This window comes from Cobetia sp. cqz5-12, assembly GCF_016495405.1.
GTDB lineage: Bacteria > Pseudomonadota > Gammaproteobacteria > Pseudomonadales > Halomonadaceae > Cobetia.
Window position 1 is genome coordinate 810733 of the sequence record NZ_CP044522.1, and the last position, 18183, is coordinate 828915.

An 18183-nucleotide genomic window follows, 5' to 3' on the forward strand; every position below is an offset into this window, starting at 1 on the left:
CCGTCAGCGAGTCAGGCTGATGGCAAGCCAGGCCGTGTAGGCCAGATAGCAGGCGAGCAGGATAACACCTGGGCCGCGGCCGATGCGCCCACGGCGCTGCCAGATGAGCAGCGCGGCCAGCAGCAGCGTCAGCCCCAGCATCACCGGATAGTCGCGGCTGATGGCGCTGCCATCCACCGGGCCTGGCGCCAGCAGGCCCGGCACGGGCAGGACGGCGAGGATGTTGAACAGGTTGGAACCGATGACGTTGCCGATGGCGATGTCGTGGTGGCGCTTGAGGGCGCTGGCCACGCTGGCGGCCAACTCCGGCAGGCTGGTGCCGATGGCGATCACGGTCAGGCCGATGATCAGTTCCGGCACGCCGAGTGCCTGGGCGATATCGGTGGCCCCCCATACCAGCGCGCGCGAGCTGGCGATCAGCACCGCCAGCCCGATCAGCAGCCAGAAGATGGCGCGTCCGGTGCTCATCTCGGGCACGTCATCCTGGCTTTCCGCCTCGCTCGGCGAGTCGACCTTGAACAGCCACACCAGCGTGAAGACCAGCAGGGCCAGCAACAGGATGCCATCGAGACGCTCGAGTCCGCTGTTGGACAGCGCATAACCGCCCAGTGCCGTGGCCGCCAGCAGCAGCGGCAGCTCGCGGCGCACCAGCCCGAAATGCACCGGGATAGGGGCGATCAGCGCCGTGACGCCGAGCACCAGGCCGATATTGGCGATGTTGGAGCCCAGCGCATTGCCGGTCGCGATATCCGGAGTGCCATCAAGAGAGGCCATGATGGAGACGACGATCTCGGGGGCAGAGGTGCCGACGGAGACGATCGTCATCCCGATCAGCAGTTTGCTCATCCCGGCGCGCCACGCAGTGGCCGCGGCTCCTTCGACGAAGCGATCAGCACTCCAGACAAGACCAATCAGGCCGATGACGACTGCAAGGATGGGAAATAGCATCAGGACTCTCGGGGCAGGGGGCAGGGCGGTGGCGTATCGCCGGGAACCGCGCCATTAAACGCATCCCCCCAATCCATTGCAAGACGGCGGCCTTGTACGCATTGCAGAGCGTGTTGCCGGGCGCATGGTTGAGCGCATCACCATCCGCGGCACGGCTCTGTTGCCTGATGAGACTGGCGGCATGGGGGTGGGTTCGGATACGATGTTCGCTAACTAACTTGATCCTTGGATCCCATGACTCGGACATTCGACCTGTCCGCGAGCCGACTGCGTGTGGCTCGTCACGGCGAAGGTCCCTCACAGCGGATGCTTCTATGACTGATTTGCCCGGTCAGACCGCAACCCGGACGGGTGCGGACGGCCAGGATGCGCAGACTTCTTCACGCGGCGCGGCAGGCGAGATCAATCTCGATGACGCCCTGATTCGTGTCGAAGGCCTGCGGTTCACCCGTGGAGAACGCGAGATATTCTCCGGCATCGACCTCAAGATCCCGCGTGGCAAGATAATCGCCATCATGGGGCCTTCCGGTACCGGCAAGACGACACTGCTCAAGTTGATCGGCGGCCAGCTGACACCTTCGGCAGGGCGCGTCGAGATCGCCGGGTTGCATGTGCATGGCCTGTCGCGGCGCGAGCTGTTTCGCATGCGCCGTCGCATGGGCATGCTGTTTCAGAGCGGTGCCCTGTTCTCCGATCTGAGCGTGTTCGAGAACGTTGCCTTCCCGCTGCGCGTCCACACCGATCTCCCCGATGCAATGATTCGTGACATCGTGCTGATCAAGCTCGAGTCCGTCGGGCTGCGCGGCGCGCGTGAATTGATGCCGGCCGAACTCTCCGGCGGCATGACGCGGCGTGTGGCACTGGCACGAGCCATCGCGCTGGACCCGGACCTCATCATGTACGACGAGCCCTTTGCCGGCCAGGACCCCATCTCGATGGGCGTGCTGGTCAATCTGATCCGGCGCCTCAACGATGCGCTGGGCATGACGGCGCTGGTGGTCTCGCACGACATCAAGGAAACGCTGACCATCGCCGATTACGTCTACGTGATCGCCGATGGCAAGGTGATGGCGCAGGGCACCCCCGAGGCGCTGAACGCCGAGTCGGACCCGCGCGTGGCCCAGTTCATCCATGGCAAGCCGGATGGCCCGGTGCCCTTCCATTATCCCGCCCCGGACTTCGCCGGCGACATTCTCGATGGTCGCGAATCGGCAACCCGCAGGAGAGAGTCATGAGTGGTCTGAATCGTGGCCCGCTCGGGGCCATCACGTCACTGGGCCGCAGCAGCATCGATGTGATCGCGGCCATCGGGCGTGCCGGCATGCTGCTGGTACAGGCTGGTATCGGCATTCCGTCCCGTGAGGGCATCGGCCTGTGGGTGCGGCAGATGCACTTCGTCGGTGTGCTGTCGCTGGCCATCGTGCTGGTCTCGGGGCTGTTCATCGGCATGGTGCTGGCGCTGCAGGGCTACACCATTCTGGTCGGTTTCGGCGCCGAGGAAGCGCTGGGGCAGATGGTGTCGCTGTCACTGCTGCGCGAGCTGGCGCCTGTGGTCGCGGCCTTGCTGTTCGCCGGGCGCGCGGGGTCGGCGCTGACGGCGGAGATCGGCCTGATGAAGGCCACCGAGCAGTTGACCAGCATGGAGATGATCGGCGTCGATCCGCTCAAGCGCATCGTCGCGCCGCGGCTGTGGGCCGGTTTCGTCTCGCTGCCGCTGCTGACCATCGGCTTCAGTGTCGTCGGCATCTGGGGCGGCAAGCTGGTGGGGGTCGACTGGCTGGGTATCTACGAGGGCGCCTACTGGAGCAGCATGCAGTCGAACGTCGATTTCATCGGTGATGTCATGAACGGCGTCATCAAGTCACTGGTCTTCGGGCTGGTGGTCAGCTGGATCGCCGTCTTCCAGGGCTATGACCTGATCCCGACCTCGGAAGGCATTTCGCGCGCCACCACGCGTACCGTGGTTTATTCATCTTTGGCGGTGCTGGGACTCGACTTTGTCCTCACGGCCGTCATGTTCGGAGAGATTTGATGAAACGTACCCGCATGCTCGAGTTCGGCGTGGGCCTGTTCATACTCGCTGGTTTCCTGGGAATGGTCTTCCTGGGGCTGCGCGTCAGCGGCGTCACGTTCCAGCAGGCCGATGACACCTTCGTGCTCAATGCCAACTTCTCAGGGATCGGAAGCCTCAAGGCGCGGTCAAAGGTCACGATGGCAGGTGTCGCCGTCGGCAGCGTCGAGAAGATCGAGCTGGACCCGAAGTGGTTTGACGCCCGTGTCACGATGAAGCTGGACAGCAGCCTGCGTGGCAAGCTGAGCAAGGACACCACCGCCGCCATCCTGACGTCCGGCCTGCTGGGCGAGCAGTACATCGGCCTGAGCACCGGGGGAGACCCGGACGTGCTGGAGGACGGCGATACCATTCGCGATACCCAGTCTGCACTGGTGCTGGAAGAGTTGATCCAGCAGTTCGTGTCCAATTTTTCGAAGAGCTGATTCTCGAAGCGTTGATATTCGATGCGCTGTTCATCGAAGCGCAGGCACTCGGCGCACGCGTGTGATGCACCGAAAGACCTGACTCGGTGCCTGCGGATTCACGTTCGAGCACGATGCACATTTTCAAGGAGCAACCCTGATGACCTCTAGCCTCAAGAAGCTGATTCGTCCGTTGAGCGTGCTGAGCCTGTCCGCCCTGATGGCGCTGAGCCCGCTGGCCATGGCCGCCCCGCAGGAGCCGGACGTGCTGCTGCGCGACACGGTCGAGGGCCTGACCACCAAGATCGATAGCCGCGAGAGCTACTACAAGGACAACGTCGACGAGCTGGAAACCCTGGTGGATTCCGCGCTGAAGCCGGTGGTGGATTATCGCTACATCGCCGCCAGCGTGATGGGCAAGTACTTCAAGGGCGCCTCTCCTGAGCAGCGCACCGAATTCTCCAAGGTCTTCCATGACACCCTGATCGGCACCTACGCCAAGGGTCTGGTGAGCTTCGATTATGCCAGGCTGGACGTGAAGGACAGCGAAGGCGAGCGTCGCTATGAAGACCAGGACACCGTCTACATGGACGTGGTCGATACCAAGGGCAAGGTCTACCCGGTGGCCTATTCCATGCGTCTGCGCAACGACGAATGGAAGGTGGTCAACGTGATCGTCAATGGCGTCAACCTGGGCCTAACCTTCCGCAACCAGTTCGATCAGGCCATGCGTGACAACGGCCGCGACATCGACGCCGTCATCAAGGGCTGGCAGCCGGATGTCGACCTCGAGAAGGGTGAGGGGGATCAGGGCAACAGCTGAGCCCTGTCGTCGCCATGACCATGAAAACTCTCTTCGATCGCGATGGCGTCACGCTGCAAGCCGGTGACGCGCGGCTGAGCCTGAGTGGCCAGCCGGATTTCGACAATGCCACAGAGCTGGCGGATTCCGGCAGGAAATGGCTGGGGCGCCGCGAGGATGGGGTTTCCATCGATCTGTGCGGCGTGGATAGCGCCAGTACCGCCACCCTGAGCGTGCTTCTCGAGTGGCAGCGCCATCTGGCGGAGCATGGTGGGCATGTCGCTCACCTCGCGCTGTCTCCCGCCTTGAGCCGACTGGCGGCAGTCTCCGGACTGGAAAACCTGCTACCGGGGCTGAATGTCGCTGAGATCAGCGCAGAGCCCCCGCTGTCACTCGAGACGTCCTGAGCCAGCGGCGGCCTGACCCCCTGTCAGGCCGCACCGCTCTGCTGGTCGCTCGAGGCTTGTCCGTATCGCCATTCATGCGCGCGGCAACGTGGAGGCAGCGATTGACTGCCAATCGCGTTCCCGCGCGCTTTTGATTACCATGTGCGGTCATATCGCATCGATCGTCGCGCAAGGATCCCCTGCCACGATCCCGACATGTACCGCGAAGGAGTCATCGCCCGTCATGCAACCGAATGATGTCAAGGCCCTGCTCGAGGCTCGTATCGAGAACGTCGATTTTCATATCCAGGGTGAGGGCTGCAATTTCCAGGTCGTCGCCGTGGGAGATGTCTTTGCCGAGCTGAGCCGCGTCAAGGCCCAGCAGCTGGTCTACTCCGCACTCAATGACGAGATCCGCTCTGGCGCGCTGCATGCCATCAGCATTCGTACCTATACCCCGGCGCAGTTCGAAGCTGCCGCCGGCAACGCTCAGGGTTGACCGGAACATTTCATGGATAAGCTGATCATCACTGGCAACGGGCCGGTCAACGGGGAAGTCTGGGCCAGCGGCGCCAAGAATTCGGCACTGCCCATTCTGGCAGCCACGCTGCTGTCGGAAGGTCCCGTGACCATCAGCAACCTGCCGCATCTGCAGGACATCACGACCAGCCTCGAGCTGCTCGGGCGCATGGGCGTCGAGCCGGTGATGGGCGACAACATGACCGTGCAGCTGGATGGCTCCAAGGTCGAGCATTGTCACGCGCCCTATGATCTGGTCAAGAAGATGCGTGCCTCGATTCTGGTGCTTGGCCCGCTGCTGGCGCACTTCGGTAGCGCCGAAGTCTCGCTGCCGGGCGGCTGCGCCATCGGCTCGCGTCCGGTGGATCTGCACATCCGTGGCCTGGAGGCGATGGGTGCCGAGATCACGGTCGAGAATGGCTACATCCGCGCCAAGGCGCCGGGTGGCCGCTTGAAGGGCGCGCGCATCGTCTTTGATGTCGTGACCGTCACCGGTACCGAGAACCTGCTGATGGCCGCGACCCTGGCCGATGGCCGCACCGTGCTGGAGAACGCCGCGCGTGAGCCGGAAGTCGTCGATCTGGCCGAGTGCCTGATCGCGATGGGCGCGAAGATCACAGGCCAGGGCTCCGACACCATCGTCATCGACGGTGTCGAGAAGTTGCACGGCTGTGAATACTCCGTCATGCCGGACCGCATCGAGACCGGTACCTTCCTTGTCGCCGCGGCTGCCTCGCGCGGCAAGGTGCGTGTCACGCGTACGCGTGCCGACACCCTGGACGCCGTACTGGCCAAGCTGGAAGAAGCCGGTGCCACCATCACCACTGGTGATGACTGGATCGAGCTTGACATGCACGGCAAGCGCCCGAAGGCAGTCAATATCCGCACAGCGCCGTACCCGGCATTCCCCACCGACATGCAGGCCCAGTTCGTGGCGATGAATGCGGTCGCGGAAGGCACCAGCACCGTGATCGAGACCATCTTCGAGAACCGCTTCATGCACGTGCAGGAGCTCAACCGCATGGGCGCCCACATCGCACTCGAGGGCAACACCGCAGTCGTGACCGGCACCGAACGCCTGTCCGGCGCGCCGGTGATGGCGACGGACCTGCGCGCCTCCGCCTCGCTGGTGATCGCGGCGATCGTCGCCGACGGCGAGACCATGGTCGACCGCATCTATCACATCGACCGCGGTTACGAGTGCATCGAAGAGAAGCTGTCCGGGCTGAACGTGATCATCCGTCGCTCCGCCGGCTGATCAGTGCCCCACCTCGCGCTGTCGGTATTGATTGATCGGCAGCGCGTGCCGAATTTCTACGTACAAGCACGGGCGAATACCCCATGAGCAAGCAACTGGTCGTCGCCCTCTCCAAGGGGCGTATCCTCAAGGAAACCCTGCCGCTGCTGGCTGACGCCGGCATCGAGCCGCTGGAAGATCTCGACAAGAGCCGCAAGCTGCTCTTCGATACCAATCTGCCGGACGTCAAGCTGGTCATCATCCGCGCCACCGACGTGCCGACCTACGTGCAGCTGGGCGCCGCCGATCTCGGTATCGCCGGCAAGGACGTGCTGCTCGAGCATGGTGCCGAAGGCCTGTACGAGCCGCTGGACCTGGAAATCGCCAAGTGTCGCCTGATGACCGCCGGTGTCGTCGGCCAGCAGCAGCAGGGTGCTCGCCGCCGTGTCGCGACCAAGTTCGTCGATGTCGCGCGTCGCTATTACGCCGAGCAGGGCATCCAGGCGGAAGTCATCAAGCTTTATGGCGCGATGGAACTGGCCCCGTTGATGAATCTGGCCGACGAGATCGTCGATATCGTCGACACCGGCAACACCCTGCGCGCCAACGGCATGGAGCCGCGCGAGCTGATCACCGACATCAGCACGCGTCTGGTGGTCAACAAGGCCGCCATGACCATGAAGCACGATCGCCTCAAGCCGCTGATCGATCGCCTGCGTCAGGCCGTGGAAGCCCGCCGCGAGGCGTGATGGCCGCGTGCTGTCGGCATCGACCCGATGGATACCCAAGGTCGCATAGATGACCGTGGCAGATGATGACTCTCGAAACGCCAGCTGCCGCTCCTGCTCGTCACGATGCTCATCAAGATGTTCATCACGATGCTTATCAAGATGATGCGGGCAGGCGCTGGACAGTGCCCGTCCGGTTCAGCCTTCTCTGCCAAGCAATGAGAAAAGAGGTTCGCATGGATACCTTGATCAACCGGCTTGATAGCCGTGATACCGATTTTACTGCCCGCCTGGACCGCTTGCTGTCATGGGAGGGCGTGTCCGATGCCGAGGTTCAGCATCGTGTCACCGACATCCTCGCGCGCGTCAAGCAGGAAGGCGATGCGGCGCTGGTGGAGTTCTCCAACCGCTTCGACCGCCTGAACGTCTCGTGCATGGCCGAGCTGGTCATCGGTGCCGAGCGTCTGGCCCGGGCCTATGCCGACCTGCCGGCGGATCAGCGCGAGGCGCTGGCCGTGGCTGCCGAGCGTGTGCGTGTCTATCACGAGCATCAGAAGCCGGAAAGCTGGTCCTTCAAGGACGAGCACGGCAGCCTGCTGGGCCAGAAGGTCACGCCGCTGGACCGCGCCGGGATCTACGTGCCGGGCGGCAAGGCGGCCTATCCGTCTTCCGTGCTGATGAACGCGATTCCGGCGCATGTCGCGGGCGTGCGCGAGATCATCATGGTCGTGCCGACGCCGGACGGCGTGGTCAATGAGCTGGTGCTGGCCGCGGCGCACCTGGCGGGTATCGATCGTGTCTTCACCATTGGCGGCGCCCAGGCCGTGGCAGCGCTGGCCTATGGCACCGAGACGGTGCCGCGGGTCGACAAGATCGTCGGTCCCGGCAACATCTATGTGGCCACTGCCAAGCGTGCGGTGTTCGGTCAGGTCGGTATCGACATGATCGCCGGGCCGTCCGAGATTCTGGTGGTCAGCGATGGTGTGACCGATCCGGACTGGTTGGCGATGGACCTGTTCTCCCAGGCCGAGCACGACGAGGATGCCCAGGCGATCCTCATTGGCTGGGATGATGATCACCTCGCTGCCGTCGAGGCCTCCATCGAGCGCCTGGCACCGACCATGGAGCGTGCCGAGATCATTCTGACCTCGTTGCGTGAGCGTGGTGCCTTGATCCGCGTCAGCGGGCCGGAACAGGCGCTTGAGTTGACCAACCGCATCGCGCCGGAGCACCTGGAGCTCTCGGTGGCGAATCCTGAGGAGTGGGTCGAGGGCGTGCGTCACGCCGGCGCCATCTTCATGGGCTCGCACACCTCCGAGGCGCTGGGCGATTACTGCGCCGGGCCGAACCACGTGCTGCCGACCTCCGGCACCGCGCGCTTCTCCTCGCCGCTGGGCGTCTATGACTTCCAGAAGCGCTCCTCGCTGATCCAGTGCTCGCCAGAGGGCGCGTCAGTGCTTGGGCGTACTGCCTCGGTGCTGGCACGTGGCGAGTCGCTGACGGCGCATGCGCGCAGTGCCGAGAATCGCATTCTCGACTGAGCCTGAAACTGAGTCTGAGACTTGTCTGGTCAGTAAAAAGCCCCGCGACGGATACCGTCGCGGGGCTTTTTGTCATCATGAAGCGGGTGCTCTGCTCAAGGCGCCGCACCGAGGCTTCGCCTCAGCCCTTGTCCTGCAGGGATGGCTCGACGGCCGCCGGCGTGTTCTCGGGAATCGGGCGCTCGCCGACCTTGACGTCGATGTCCAGCGTCTTGCCGTCACGCAGCAGGCGCAATTCCAGCGCATTGCCGGGTTTGACGGCGGCGATATCGGCCATGGCCAGGCGAGCATCCAGCAGGCGCTTGCCGCCGATGGCGGTCAGGATATCGCCCGGACGCAGGCCGGCACGCGCGGCAGGGCCATCACGCAGCACGGCGGCCACCACCACACCTTGCGGAGCGCTCAGGCCGAAGGAGTGCGCCAGCGACGGCGTCAGCTCCTGGACTTCCAGACCCAGCCAGCCACGAATCACGCGACCGTGGTCGACCAGCGCTTCGAGGATGTCACGTGCCAGGTTGGCGGGGATAGCGAAGCCGATGCCCTGCGAGCCGCCGGAGCGCGAATAGATGGCGGTATTGATGCCGACCAGCGAGCCGTCGGTATTGATCAGCGCGCCGCCGGAGTTGCCGGGGTTGATCGCGGCATCGGTCTGGATGAAGTCTTCATAGGCGTTCAGACCAAGGTGATTGCGTCCGGTGGCCGAGATGATGCCCATGGTGACCGTCTGGCCGACTCCGAAGGGATTGCCGATCGCCAGCGAGACATCGCCGACGTGGACCTGGGTGGAATCGGCGATCGCCACGGTGGGCAGGTTGTCGAGGTCGATCTTGAGCGCCGCGAGGTCGGATTCCGGGTCCACGCCCACGACCTTGGCGAACGTCTCGCGGCCATCGCGCAGGGCGACCTGAATCTGGTCGGCACCCTGGATGACGTGATTGTTGGTCAGGATGTAGCCGTCGCTGGAGAGAATGACCCCAGAGCCGAGGCTCGACAGCATGCGCTGGCTGCGCAGGGCGTCTTCCCCGTAGAACTGGTTGAAGAAGGGGTCGGACATCAGCGGATGCTTGCTGTCGTCCTTGATCTCGCGCGAGGAGTAGATATTGACCACCGCTGGCGCGGCGGCGTCCACCGCGGCCTGATAGCTGGCCGGGCCGCTGTTGCGCTGCAGCGGCGGTGCTTCGCGCAGTACCGGGTCTGCCGACTCTTCGCGCTGCGCCGCTGACAGCGTCAGGCTCGGAGGCGGCAGCACCTGCTGATTGGCGGCAGAGTTCTGTGACGGGCTCGGGTAGGGGGCATTGCCTGCCTGCTCGTTCTGCTGCGGGGCGGGCTCGCCCAGGCCCAGCGTCGGAAAGCGATCCAGCACGACGACGGCCAGCAGGACGCCGGTGACGACGGGCCACAGTAGCGGGAGCAGTGTGCTGCGAAGAGAACGGGGCATCGGATTACCTGATAAAAAGTCCGCGCACCGACGCGATGCTGCGGACATGAAGATGAATAGCCTGAAACTCCACGTGCCACGCGCAGGGATGGCCCCGGTCTAGGCGCGACACGCTTACATGGCGCCGATGCGCCGTTACAATGCTCGCCAGTGTAACACTCGATGACTCTGACTGCTGGAGGCCCAATGGCTGATCGTGACACGCTGATGAAGGCGCTGGATGGCTGTCTGGAGGCGCAGGCCTTCAAGGACTATACCGTCAATGGCTTGCAGGTGGAGGGGCGCAGTGAGGTGCGCCGCGTGATGACCGGCGTGACGGCCAGTCAGGCGCTGCTCGATGAGGCGCTCGCCTGGCAGGCCGATCTGGTGCTGGTGCATCACGGCTACTTCTGGAAGAACGAACCGGCCCAGATCACCGGCATGAAGCGTCGGCGCCTCAAGACCTTGCTGGCCAATGACATCAATCTGGCGGCCTATCACCTGCCGTTGGATGCGCACCCGACACTTGGCAACAATGCCCAGCTGGCCGAGCGTCTGGGGCTGGTCAGTGAAGGCTGTCTGGATGGCGTGCCCGGGCGTGGCCTGGTGCATGTCGGGCGTCTGGCCGCTGAGGTGGAAGGGCTGGACAGCCCCGCGCTGGGGGCCGAGTTCAGTCGGCGTCTGGGGCGTGAAGTGCTGGTCGTGGCCGGTCATGATCGCCCCATCAAGCGCATTGCCTGGTGCACCGGCGGCGCTCAGGACTATATCGGACTGGCCATCGAGGCCGGTGTCGATGCCTTCCTCTCGGGCGAGATCTCCGAGCGCACCACCCATAGCGCCCGCGAAGAGGGAGTGACCTACTTCGCGGCGGGCCATCATGCGACCGAGCGTGACGGTGTGCGGGCCCTCGGCGAGTGGCTGGCCGCCGAGCATGGTGTGGAGCACCGCTTCGTGGATATCGACAACCCGGCGTGACATCTGATGCCGGAAACGACAACGGCCACCTCGCGAGGTGGCCGTTGTCGTTGTCAGATGCCGTGAGAGGTTCACGACAGCAGGGCGATCAGATGCGCGGCGGGTTGGTCGCCGGAGTCTCGCCTTCACTCGGTTGCGGCTTGAGGCCGAAGTCCTCTGACAGGGTGCCACGGTTATCGGCGTAATCACGCGGCAGGTCGACCTTGTCGGTCTCGCTGTCGTCCGGCGTGGTGTCGGTGTCCAGCAGGCGGCGCTTGAGCTGGCTGTCATCGCACAGTGCGGTGGCGCCAGTGGCCAGATGCTGGCGCAGCTCATTGCCGGCGCGCTGGATCTGGTCGGTCAGGTCGCTGGCCTTGGAGAAGTGGTCGTTGAGGGCATCGCGGAACTGGGTCAGCTCCAGCTCGCGCTCAGCCAGCTTCTGGCGGGTCTTCTGGTTGCGGGCCACGTTGGCATTCAGCAGGTGGTAGCACAAGGCGCCGATACCGATGCCAGCCAGAAAACAGGCAATGGCCAGGATCCAGTCAATGTTGCTCTCGTTCACGTCGCTCTCCTTGTGTCACGACTGCGGTGATCGTCACCGCTGGGGCATGGTAGCGCTGAGATACGATGCCGGTATTCAATGATGTTCCATCACGCCGATCTCGGGATCGGTCTGGTGTCCAGCAGGTCAGCGCCGCTTGCCGCTGTCCTTCTTGCGTCAGTCTTGCGTGTCTCTTTCTTTGCTCGGTCTTTTTTGACTCGGTCTTTCGTGACCCGGTCTTTCGTGCCGCTTGCGTTTCAAAAGCGTCCACGCGCCATTATATCGGTGTGGTGCAGCGATGCGTCAATTCACGCGGCGCGCGACCTTGGTCGCCTGTCGGCGCAGCCGGCGGGGTGTGGGCGGATGCCAGCCAACGCCTTGCGAGTGATGCGCGCGGCGAAAGTCACGTCGCGCAGCCGATTGCTGGCCGGTGAGTGGGTAAAGTGGCCATCAAGGCGTATAATGCCGCGCAATTTCGTCCTTGCCTGCCCGCCGTGTCGGGTCAGGCGTGATCTTTTTCCTTTCATGTCAGGCGTGTGCCAGTGCGTAGCGCCTGACCTGCAGCGGGTTTCTCAATGCCAGCACCGACGCCTCTCGAGAAGTACCAGGCAGACCTCAAGCGTGATGACTTTGCCTACGATGCCGCCCAGGAAGATGCGGTTCGCCATCTGCAGCGTCTCTACGACGACCTCGTGCGCACGCCGCGTCAGACGCCCGACAAGGTGTCCGACGCGACGGGTGGCGGCGGGCTGGGCTCCAAGGTGCGTCGTCTGTTCGGCAAGCCGTCACGCACGGCGCCTGTCGATGAAGCGCCCGAGATCATGGGCCTCTACTTCTGGGGTGGCGTGGGGCGCGGCAAGACCTACCTCGTCGATACCTTCTACGAGAGCCTGCCGTTTGCCGACAAGATGCGCACGCACTTCCACCGCTTCATGCAGCGTGTCCACAATGAACTTGGCCACTACAAGGGCGAGAAGAACCCGCTGACGCTGGTAGCAGCCAAGTTCGCCGTCGAGGCGCGCGTGATCTGCTTTGACGAATTCTTCGTCAAGGACATCACCGATGCGATGATTCTCGCCACCCTGTTCGAAGAGCTGTTCAAGCAGGGCGTGGTGCTGGTCGCGACCTCCAATATCGTGCCGGATGATCTCTACAAGGACGGCCTGCAGCGGGCGCGCTTCCTGCCGGCGATCGACCTGGTCAAGCGTCACTGCACGGTGGTCAACGTCGATTCCGGCATCGACTATCGCCTGCGCGCGCTGGAGCACGCCGAGCTCTTCCATAGCCCGCTGGGCGACGACAGTGCCGCGCGACTGGCGCGGGAGTTCCGCTCCATCGCCGGTGCCGAAGGCCATGCCGATGAAGGCTTGAGCATCAATCATCGCGTGCTGCATGCCCTGCGTCGCCATGAAGACGTGGTGTGGTTCCACTTCGATGAGCTGTGTGATGGCCCGCGTAGCCAGAATGACTACATTGAGCTTGCGCGTGAATTCCATACCGTGCTGGTGTCCGATGTGCCGCAGATGGGGCGCGACAGTGACGACCAGGTGCGTCGTTTCATCAACATGGTCGATGAGTTCTATGACCGTGGCGTCAAGCTGCTGATGAGCGCCGCGACGCCCGTCGAGGACCTCTACACCGGTGGCAATCTGGATTTCGAATTCCAGCGCACGCTGTCACGTCTGCAGGAAATGCAATCGCGTGAGTATCTCGCGCTGCCACACAAGCCGTGAGTCCTGCTGCGAGGGCAAAATAGCCTTTGTGGTAGGCGGGCATGACATGTACAATGCGCGCTCGCTCGAACTGTTGACCGGTTCTCGAGCCATCCTGAGTCATTCACTCCTGATGGGCGAGGGCAGTCTGGAGATGAGAGGGCAGTGACTGCGCAAGCAGCACGCCGCTCGCTGCCAGGCGTCGGACAACCAAGAAAAATAGGGATTGGTCGCGCACACAAGTGCAAGACCCGACTATAGGTGATTCATCCATGAAGACGTTTACTGCTAAGCCGCAGTCCGTCCAGCGTGACTGGTTCGTCGTCGACGCAGCCGGCAAGACGCTGGGCCGTATGGCTACCGAAATTGCTCGTCGCCTGCGCGGCAAGCATAAAGCCGAGTACACTCCGCACGTTGATACTGGCGATTACATCGTCGTCATCAATGCCGAGAAAGTCGCTGTGACAGGTCGCAAGGCAGAAGCCAAGACCTACTACCGTCACACCGGTTACCCGGGCGGCCTGCGCTCCATGAACTTCAACCAGATGATCGAGCACAAGCCTGAGCGCGTGATCGAACTGGCTGTCAAGGGCATGCTGCCGAAGGGCCCGCTGGGTCGTGCCATGCAGTCCAAGCTGAAAGTCTATGCTGGCTCCGAGCATCCGCACGCTGCGCAGCAGCCGCAAGAACTGAACATCTGAGGGAAGCATCGCCATGACACAGCAGCACTACGGTACCGGGCGCCGCAAGACTTCTACCGCGCGCGTCTTCCTGAAGCCGGGCACCGGCAAAATCACCGTAAACCAGCGTGACCTGAACGACTACTTCGGTCGTGTGACAGGCCGCATGGTTGTCCGTCAGCCGCTCGAGCTGACCGAAACTACCGAACAGTTCGACGTCTACGTCACTGTTGCTGGTGGTGGTGGTTCTGCCCAGGCCGGCGCTATCCGTCACGGCATCACTCGTGCCCTGATGGCTTACAACGAAGACTTCCGTCCGGCCCTCCGCGCCGCCGGTTACGTCACTCGTGACGCCCGTGAAGTCGAGCGTAAGAAAGTCGGCCTGCGCAAGGCCCGTCGTCGTCCGCAGTTCTCCAAGCGTTAAGAGAACTCGCGTCGACCACAAGAACGTCCAGTGCCCGCAAGGGTGCTGGACGTTTTTTTTGCGGTCTCGCTGCACGATTGACGAAAGCGGCTTTGGTCAAGGTGGCTTTCTTGAGTTGTGAGTGCCCTGTTCTTGCCCTTTAATACAAGCAAGCATCAAGTGCTCGGCAAGTGGATGGCCCAGCATCAGGCGGTAGTGTTTGGGAGATAACAATAAAATGTCAGATCAAGCTGTGAATCGAGGGCGACGCCGCTTCCTCGTCAGCGCAACCACCGTGGTCGGGGCGGTAGGGGTGGTCGGTATCGCAACGCCCTTCCTGGCGTCCTGGCAGCCAAGTGCGCGTGCCCGTGCGGCGGGCGCGCCTGTCACGGCGGATATCTCGCGGCTGGCGCCCGGCCAGCAGATGACCATCGAATGGCGCGGCAAGCCGGTGTGGGTGGTGCGTCGCACCCCCGAGATGATCGCCGATATCCGCGCCATTCCCCCCGCAGAGCTGCAGGACCCCGAGTCACTGCGTCCCCAGCAGCCCCCCTATGTCGATGCCGTGCTGCGTTCCATCAAGCCGGAATATGTGGTGTTGGTGGGTATCTGCACGCACCTGGGCTGCTCGCCTGGCTATCGTCCCGAGATCGGCGCGGCGGATCTTGGCGCGGACTGGCCGGGCGGCTATCTGTGTGCCTGTCATGGGTCCAAGTTCGATCTCGCCGGGCGAGTCTTTACCGGAGTGCCGGCGCCTTCGAATCTGGAGGTGCCGCCGCATCGCTACGAGAGTGAGCAGGTGCTGGTGGTGGGTGTCGACGAGGAGGCTGCCTGATGGGGAATCCAAACCGTGCCAAGGCGCCACGCGGCATCATGCGCTGGATCGATGATCGCCTGCCGGCCACCCAGTTTCTGCAGGACCACCTGACCGGCTACTACGCGCCGAAGAACTTCAACTTCTTCTACTTCTTCGGCTCGCTGGCCTTGCTGGTGCTGGTCAATCAGATATTGACCGGCATCTGGCTGACGATGAGCTATACGCCGAGTGCCGAGGAGGCCTTTGCCTCCATCGAGTACATTATGCGCGATGTGGAGTACGGCTGGCTGATCCGCTACATGCATTCCACCGGTGCCTCGGCCTTCTTCGTGGTCATCTATCTGCACATGTTCCGTGGCCTGCTGTATGGCTCCTACCGCGCGCCTCGCGAGCTGGTATGGATCTTCGGCATGTGCATCTATCTGGCGCTGATGGCCGAGGCCTTCATGGGCTATCTGCTGCCCTGGGGGCAGATGTCCTACTGGGGCGCGCAGGTAATCATCTCGCTGTTCACGGCGATTCCGGTCATCGGGGCAGACCTGGCGCAGATGATTCGTGGCGACTACCTGATCTCGGGCATCACCCTGAACCGCTTCTTTGCGTTGCATGTCATCGCCTTGCCGCTGGTGATCGTCGGGCTGGTGGTGCTGCACCTGGTGGCGCTGCACGAGGTGGGCTCAAACAATCCGGATGGCATCGAGATCAAGGACCGGAAGGATGAAGCGGGGCAGCCGCTGGATGGCATTCCGTTCCATCCCTATTACACGGTGAAGGACCTCGTCGGTGTCGGCGTCTTCCTGTTCGTGTTCTGTGCGGTGATCTTCTACTTCCCCGAAGGTGGCGGCTACTTCCTGGAAACGCCGAACTTCGAGCCGGCCAATTCGCTCAAGACGCCCGAGCACATCGCGCCGGTGTGGTACTTCACGCCGTTCTACGCCATGTTGCGCGCGGTCAATTATCCGCTGTTCGGCGTGGATGCCAAGTTCTGGGGCGTGGTGGTCATGGGGCTGGCGATCGCCATCCTGTTCGTGTTGCCGTGGCTGGATCGCTCGGCGGTGCGCTCGATCCGCTACAAGGGCTGGCTGTCGCGTATCGCCATCGTCATCTTCGTGGTCAGTTTCGTGACGCTGGGCGTGCTGGGGGTGATGCCGCCCACGCAGGAGCGCACGATCATCGCGCAGCTGGCGACCGTGGCATATTTCGCCTTCTTCATACTGATGCCGCTGTATACGCGCTTCGAGACGACGCGAGCGGTGCCTGACAGGGTGACGGGCCGATGAGTGCGCTGATGGGTGGGTCAAGGGAGTGGCTCAAACACGGGTTGGCAGCAGGGTTGCTGGCCGCAGTGAGCCTGATGGGGTCGGGCATGGTGAGTGCGGCGAGCAGTGCGGTGCCACTGGAGACGATGCAGCCGGATCTACACGATCAGCCCTCGTTGCAGCGAGGCATGCAGCTTTACACCAATTACTGCCTCGGCTGTCATGGCCTGCAGTACCAGCGTTACTCGCGTGCCGCAGAGGACCTGGGAATGCCCGAGGACCTGGTCGAGCAATATCTGATTCTCTCGCCAGCGCTCAAGATCAATGACACCATGCGCACGGGCATGCAGAAAGAAGACGCGGCCGGCTGGTTCGGCACGCCGCCACCGGATCTGTCGCTCGAGGCGCGTCTGCGCGGCACTGACTGGATCTACACCTATCTGAAGAGCTTCTATCGCGACGCGTCACGTCCGTGGGGCGTGAACAATGCGGTCTTCCCTCAGGTCGGCATGCCGCATGTGCTGGAATCGCTGCAGGGCGTGCAGGAAAAGGTCTGTGGGCAGACTGATATGGCGGTAGCGGGGGCGGAGATCGATCCCGACACGGGGCGTTATGCGTCCTGTGATATTCTAGAGATCACTCAGCCTGGCAGCATGACGGCAGGGGAGTTTGATCAGGCGATGTGGGATCTGACCAATTTTCTGGCCTATGTCGGCGAGCCTTCGCGACTCAAGGCTGAGAGCATGGCCCCCAAGGTGTTAGTATTCATTATGATCTTTACCTTGCTGGCGTATCTTCTCAAGAAGGAATACTGGCGCGACATTCATTGATGGCCCCCGGGGCGGGGTCTCAGTGATAATGGCGAGCCGGCAGTGACGGGCGCGCGGCTGATCAGTCGCGCGCCCGCTTGCGTCGCCTTGAGGTGGCGCAGGCTGACCCTCTGGCAGGGCCCGTTGTGACAAGGGCAGGCCAGAGGAAACTTATCCCCGTTTGTCAGGCCAAAAGCTGACACGGGCATGTCTCGAACAGATGCGAGGACAGTTTCATGGGTGTTGTGGCCAAGCGTTCATCGATGACCTTCTACTCCGGTGGTGACGACCACTTCAGCCACCGTGTACGGATCGTGCTGGCCGAGAAGGGTGTGGCAGTCGATATCATTGATGTGGATGATGACAGCCGTCCGGCCGAACTGGCCGACCTGAACCCGTACAACAGTGTGCCGACGCTGCTGGATCGTGACCTGGTGCTCTACGAGTCCAAGGTCATGATGGAATATCTGGACGAGCGTTTCCCGCATCCGCCGCTGTTGCCGGTGTATCCGGTGGCGCGCGCCCAGAGCCGTCTGTGGATGCATCGCATCGAGCGCGAATGGGTGCCGATGATGGAAACCATCCAGACCGGCACCAAGAAGGAAGCCGACAAGGCGCGCAAGGAATTGCGTGAAAGCCTGATCGGCATTTCCCCGATCTTCGACGACATGCCGTTCTTCATGAGCGACGAGTTCTCACTGGTGGACACCTGCATTGCCCCGATCCTGTGGCGCTTGCCGGCACTGGGAATCGAGCTGCCGGAGAAGCAGGTCAAGCCGCTGCTGACCTACATGGAGCGGTTGTTCGGGCGTGATGCCTTCAAGGCGTCGCTGTCCGAGGCCGAGCGCGAGATGCGCATCTGATCCGTGCGTGATCCTTCGGTCACTGATCGATCGGTCACGCATTCGGGCTTTCGCCCTCGCTCATCAGTCTGAGGTCGATGGATGTGAGCGAT

At 63.0% G+C, this 18183-nt stretch carries 20 protein-coding genes; 17 read left to right on the forward strand and 3 right to left on the reverse strand.

Annotated features, from left to right (window positions below; genetic code table 11):
• Positions 1-3 precede the first annotated feature (3 nt).
• On the reverse strand, positions 4-948 hold the full coding sequence (locus F8A90_RS03445) for a calcium/sodium antiporter (protein ID WP_166019173.1): 945 nt from the start codon (positions 946-948) through the stop codon (positions 4-6).
• Between the two features lie 314 nt (positions 949-1262).
• Here F8A90_RS03445 and F8A90_RS03450 point away from each other — a divergent pair, with 314 nt between their 5' ends.
• From F8A90_RS03450 to hisD, 9 genes are all read left to right on the forward strand, one after another.
• The gene (locus F8A90_RS03450; RefSeq protein WP_200018996.1) at positions 1263-2183 is read left to right on the forward strand and encodes an ABC transporter ATP-binding protein; all 921 of its coding nucleotides are present in this window, start codon (positions 1263-1265) and stop codon (positions 2181-2183) included.
• Positions 2180-2980: a lipid asymmetry maintenance ABC transporter permease subunit MlaE gene (gene mlaE, locus F8A90_RS03455; protein WP_043332547.1), complete on the forward strand. Its 801-nt coding sequence runs from the start codon at positions 2180-2182 to the stop codon at positions 2978-2980. Before F8A90_RS03450 ends, mlaE begins: the two co-directional genes overlap by 4 nt.
• Complete coding sequence (gene mlaD / locus F8A90_RS03460) at positions 2980-3444, forward strand: outer membrane lipid asymmetry maintenance protein MlaD (RefSeq protein ID WP_043332545.1); 465 nt, start codon at positions 2980-2982, stop codon at positions 3442-3444. The genes mlaE and mlaD overlap by 1 nt, the downstream gene beginning before the upstream one ends.
• A gap of 139 nt (positions 3445-3583) precedes the next feature.
• Positions 3584-4246, forward strand: a complete 663-nt coding sequence (locus F8A90_RS03465; RefSeq protein ID WP_043332543.1) for an MlaC/ttg2D family ABC transporter substrate-binding protein — start codon at positions 3584-3586, stop codon at positions 4244-4246.
• A gap of 14 nt (positions 4247-4260) precedes the next feature.
• Complete coding sequence (locus F8A90_RS03470) at positions 4261-4632, forward strand: STAS domain-containing protein (protein ID WP_200018998.1); 372 nt, start codon at positions 4261-4263, stop codon at positions 4630-4632.
• A gap of 223 nt (positions 4633-4855) precedes the next feature.
• Complete coding sequence (locus F8A90_RS03475) at positions 4856-5110, forward strand: BolA family protein (protein WP_043332541.1); 255 nt, start codon at positions 4856-4858, stop codon at positions 5108-5110.
• Positions 5111-5122: 12 nt separating this feature from the next.
• Positions 5123-6388, forward strand: coding sequence for a UDP-N-acetylglucosamine 1-carboxyvinyltransferase (murA, locus tag F8A90_RS03480; protein WP_166019175.1), 1266 nt, complete (start codon positions 5123-5125; stop codon positions 6386-6388).
• 83 nt (positions 6389-6471) lie between these two features.
• On the forward strand, positions 6472-7116 hold the full coding sequence (gene hisG, locus F8A90_RS03485; protein ID WP_043332537.1) for an ATP phosphoribosyltransferase: 645 nt from the start codon (positions 6472-6474) through the stop codon (positions 7114-7116).
• 215 nt (positions 7117-7331) lie between these two features.
• Positions 7332-8636 (forward strand): histidinol dehydrogenase, encoded by a 1305-nt coding sequence (hisD, locus tag F8A90_RS03490; protein WP_200019000.1) that lies wholly within the window; start codon positions 7332-7334, stop codon positions 8634-8636.
• Between the two features lie 121 nt (positions 8637-8757).
• Here hisD and F8A90_RS03495 read toward each other — a convergent pair whose 3' ends face one another.
• Positions 8758-10074 carry a S1C family serine protease gene (locus tag F8A90_RS03495; protein ID WP_200019002.1) on the reverse strand — a complete coding sequence of 439 codons (1317 nt, stop codon included), beginning with the start codon at positions 10072-10074 and terminating at the stop codon, positions 8758-8760.
• 186 nt (positions 10075-10260) lie between these two features.
• Between F8A90_RS03495 and F8A90_RS03500 the strand changes: the two genes are divergently transcribed.
• A complete protein-coding gene (locus tag F8A90_RS03500; RefSeq protein ID WP_166019178.1) occupies positions 10261-11028 on the forward strand; it encodes a Nif3-like dinuclear metal center hexameric protein in 768 nt (255 codons plus the stop codon).
• Between the two features lie 88 nt (positions 11029-11116).
• Here F8A90_RS03500 and F8A90_RS03505 read toward each other — a convergent pair whose 3' ends face one another.
• A complete protein-coding gene (locus F8A90_RS03505; RefSeq protein WP_043332529.1) occupies positions 11117-11569 on the reverse strand; it encodes a YhcB family protein in 453 nt (150 codons plus the stop codon).
• A gap of 554 nt (positions 11570-12123) precedes the next feature.
• On the opposite strand from F8A90_RS03505, the gene zapE reads away from it, so the two are divergent.
• The 7 genes from zapE to sspA all read left to right on the forward strand — a co-directional run bounded on the left by zapE (position 12124) and on the right by sspA (position 18091).
• Complete coding sequence (zapE, locus tag F8A90_RS03510) at positions 12124-13281, forward strand: cell division protein ZapE (RefSeq protein ID WP_200019004.1); 1158 nt, start codon at positions 12124-12126, stop codon at positions 13279-13281.
• A gap of 251 nt (positions 13282-13532) precedes the next feature.
• Positions 13533-13961: a 50S ribosomal protein L13 gene (gene rplM, locus F8A90_RS03515; protein WP_043332524.1), complete on the forward strand. Its 429-nt coding sequence runs from the start codon at positions 13533-13535 to the stop codon at positions 13959-13961.
• A gap of 13 nt (positions 13962-13974) precedes the next feature.
• Complete coding sequence (gene rpsI, locus F8A90_RS03520; protein WP_043332522.1) at positions 13975-14364, forward strand: 30S ribosomal protein S9; 390 nt, start codon at positions 13975-13977, stop codon at positions 14362-14364.
• Between the two features lie 217 nt (positions 14365-14581).
• Positions 14582-15178, forward strand: a complete 597-nt coding sequence (gene petA, locus F8A90_RS03525; RefSeq protein WP_043332520.1) for a ubiquinol-cytochrome c reductase iron-sulfur subunit — start codon at positions 14582-14584, stop codon at positions 15176-15178.
• A complete protein-coding gene (locus F8A90_RS03530) occupies positions 15178-16440 on the forward strand; it encodes a cytochrome b (protein WP_107335416.1) in 1263 nt (420 codons plus the stop codon). Before petA ends, F8A90_RS03530 begins: the two co-directional genes overlap by 1 nt.
• Positions 16437-17249 (forward strand): cytochrome c1, encoded by an 813-nt coding sequence (locus F8A90_RS03535; RefSeq protein WP_442778886.1) that lies wholly within the window; start codon positions 16437-16439, stop codon positions 17247-17249. Before F8A90_RS03530 ends, F8A90_RS03535 begins: the two co-directional genes overlap by 4 nt.
• Positions 17250-17464: 215 nt before the next feature.
• Positions 17465-18091, forward strand: a complete 627-nt coding sequence (gene sspA, locus F8A90_RS03540) for a stringent starvation protein SspA (RefSeq protein ID WP_200019006.1) — start codon at positions 17465-17467, stop codon at positions 18089-18091.
• Positions 18092-18183: the final 92 nt, after the last annotated feature.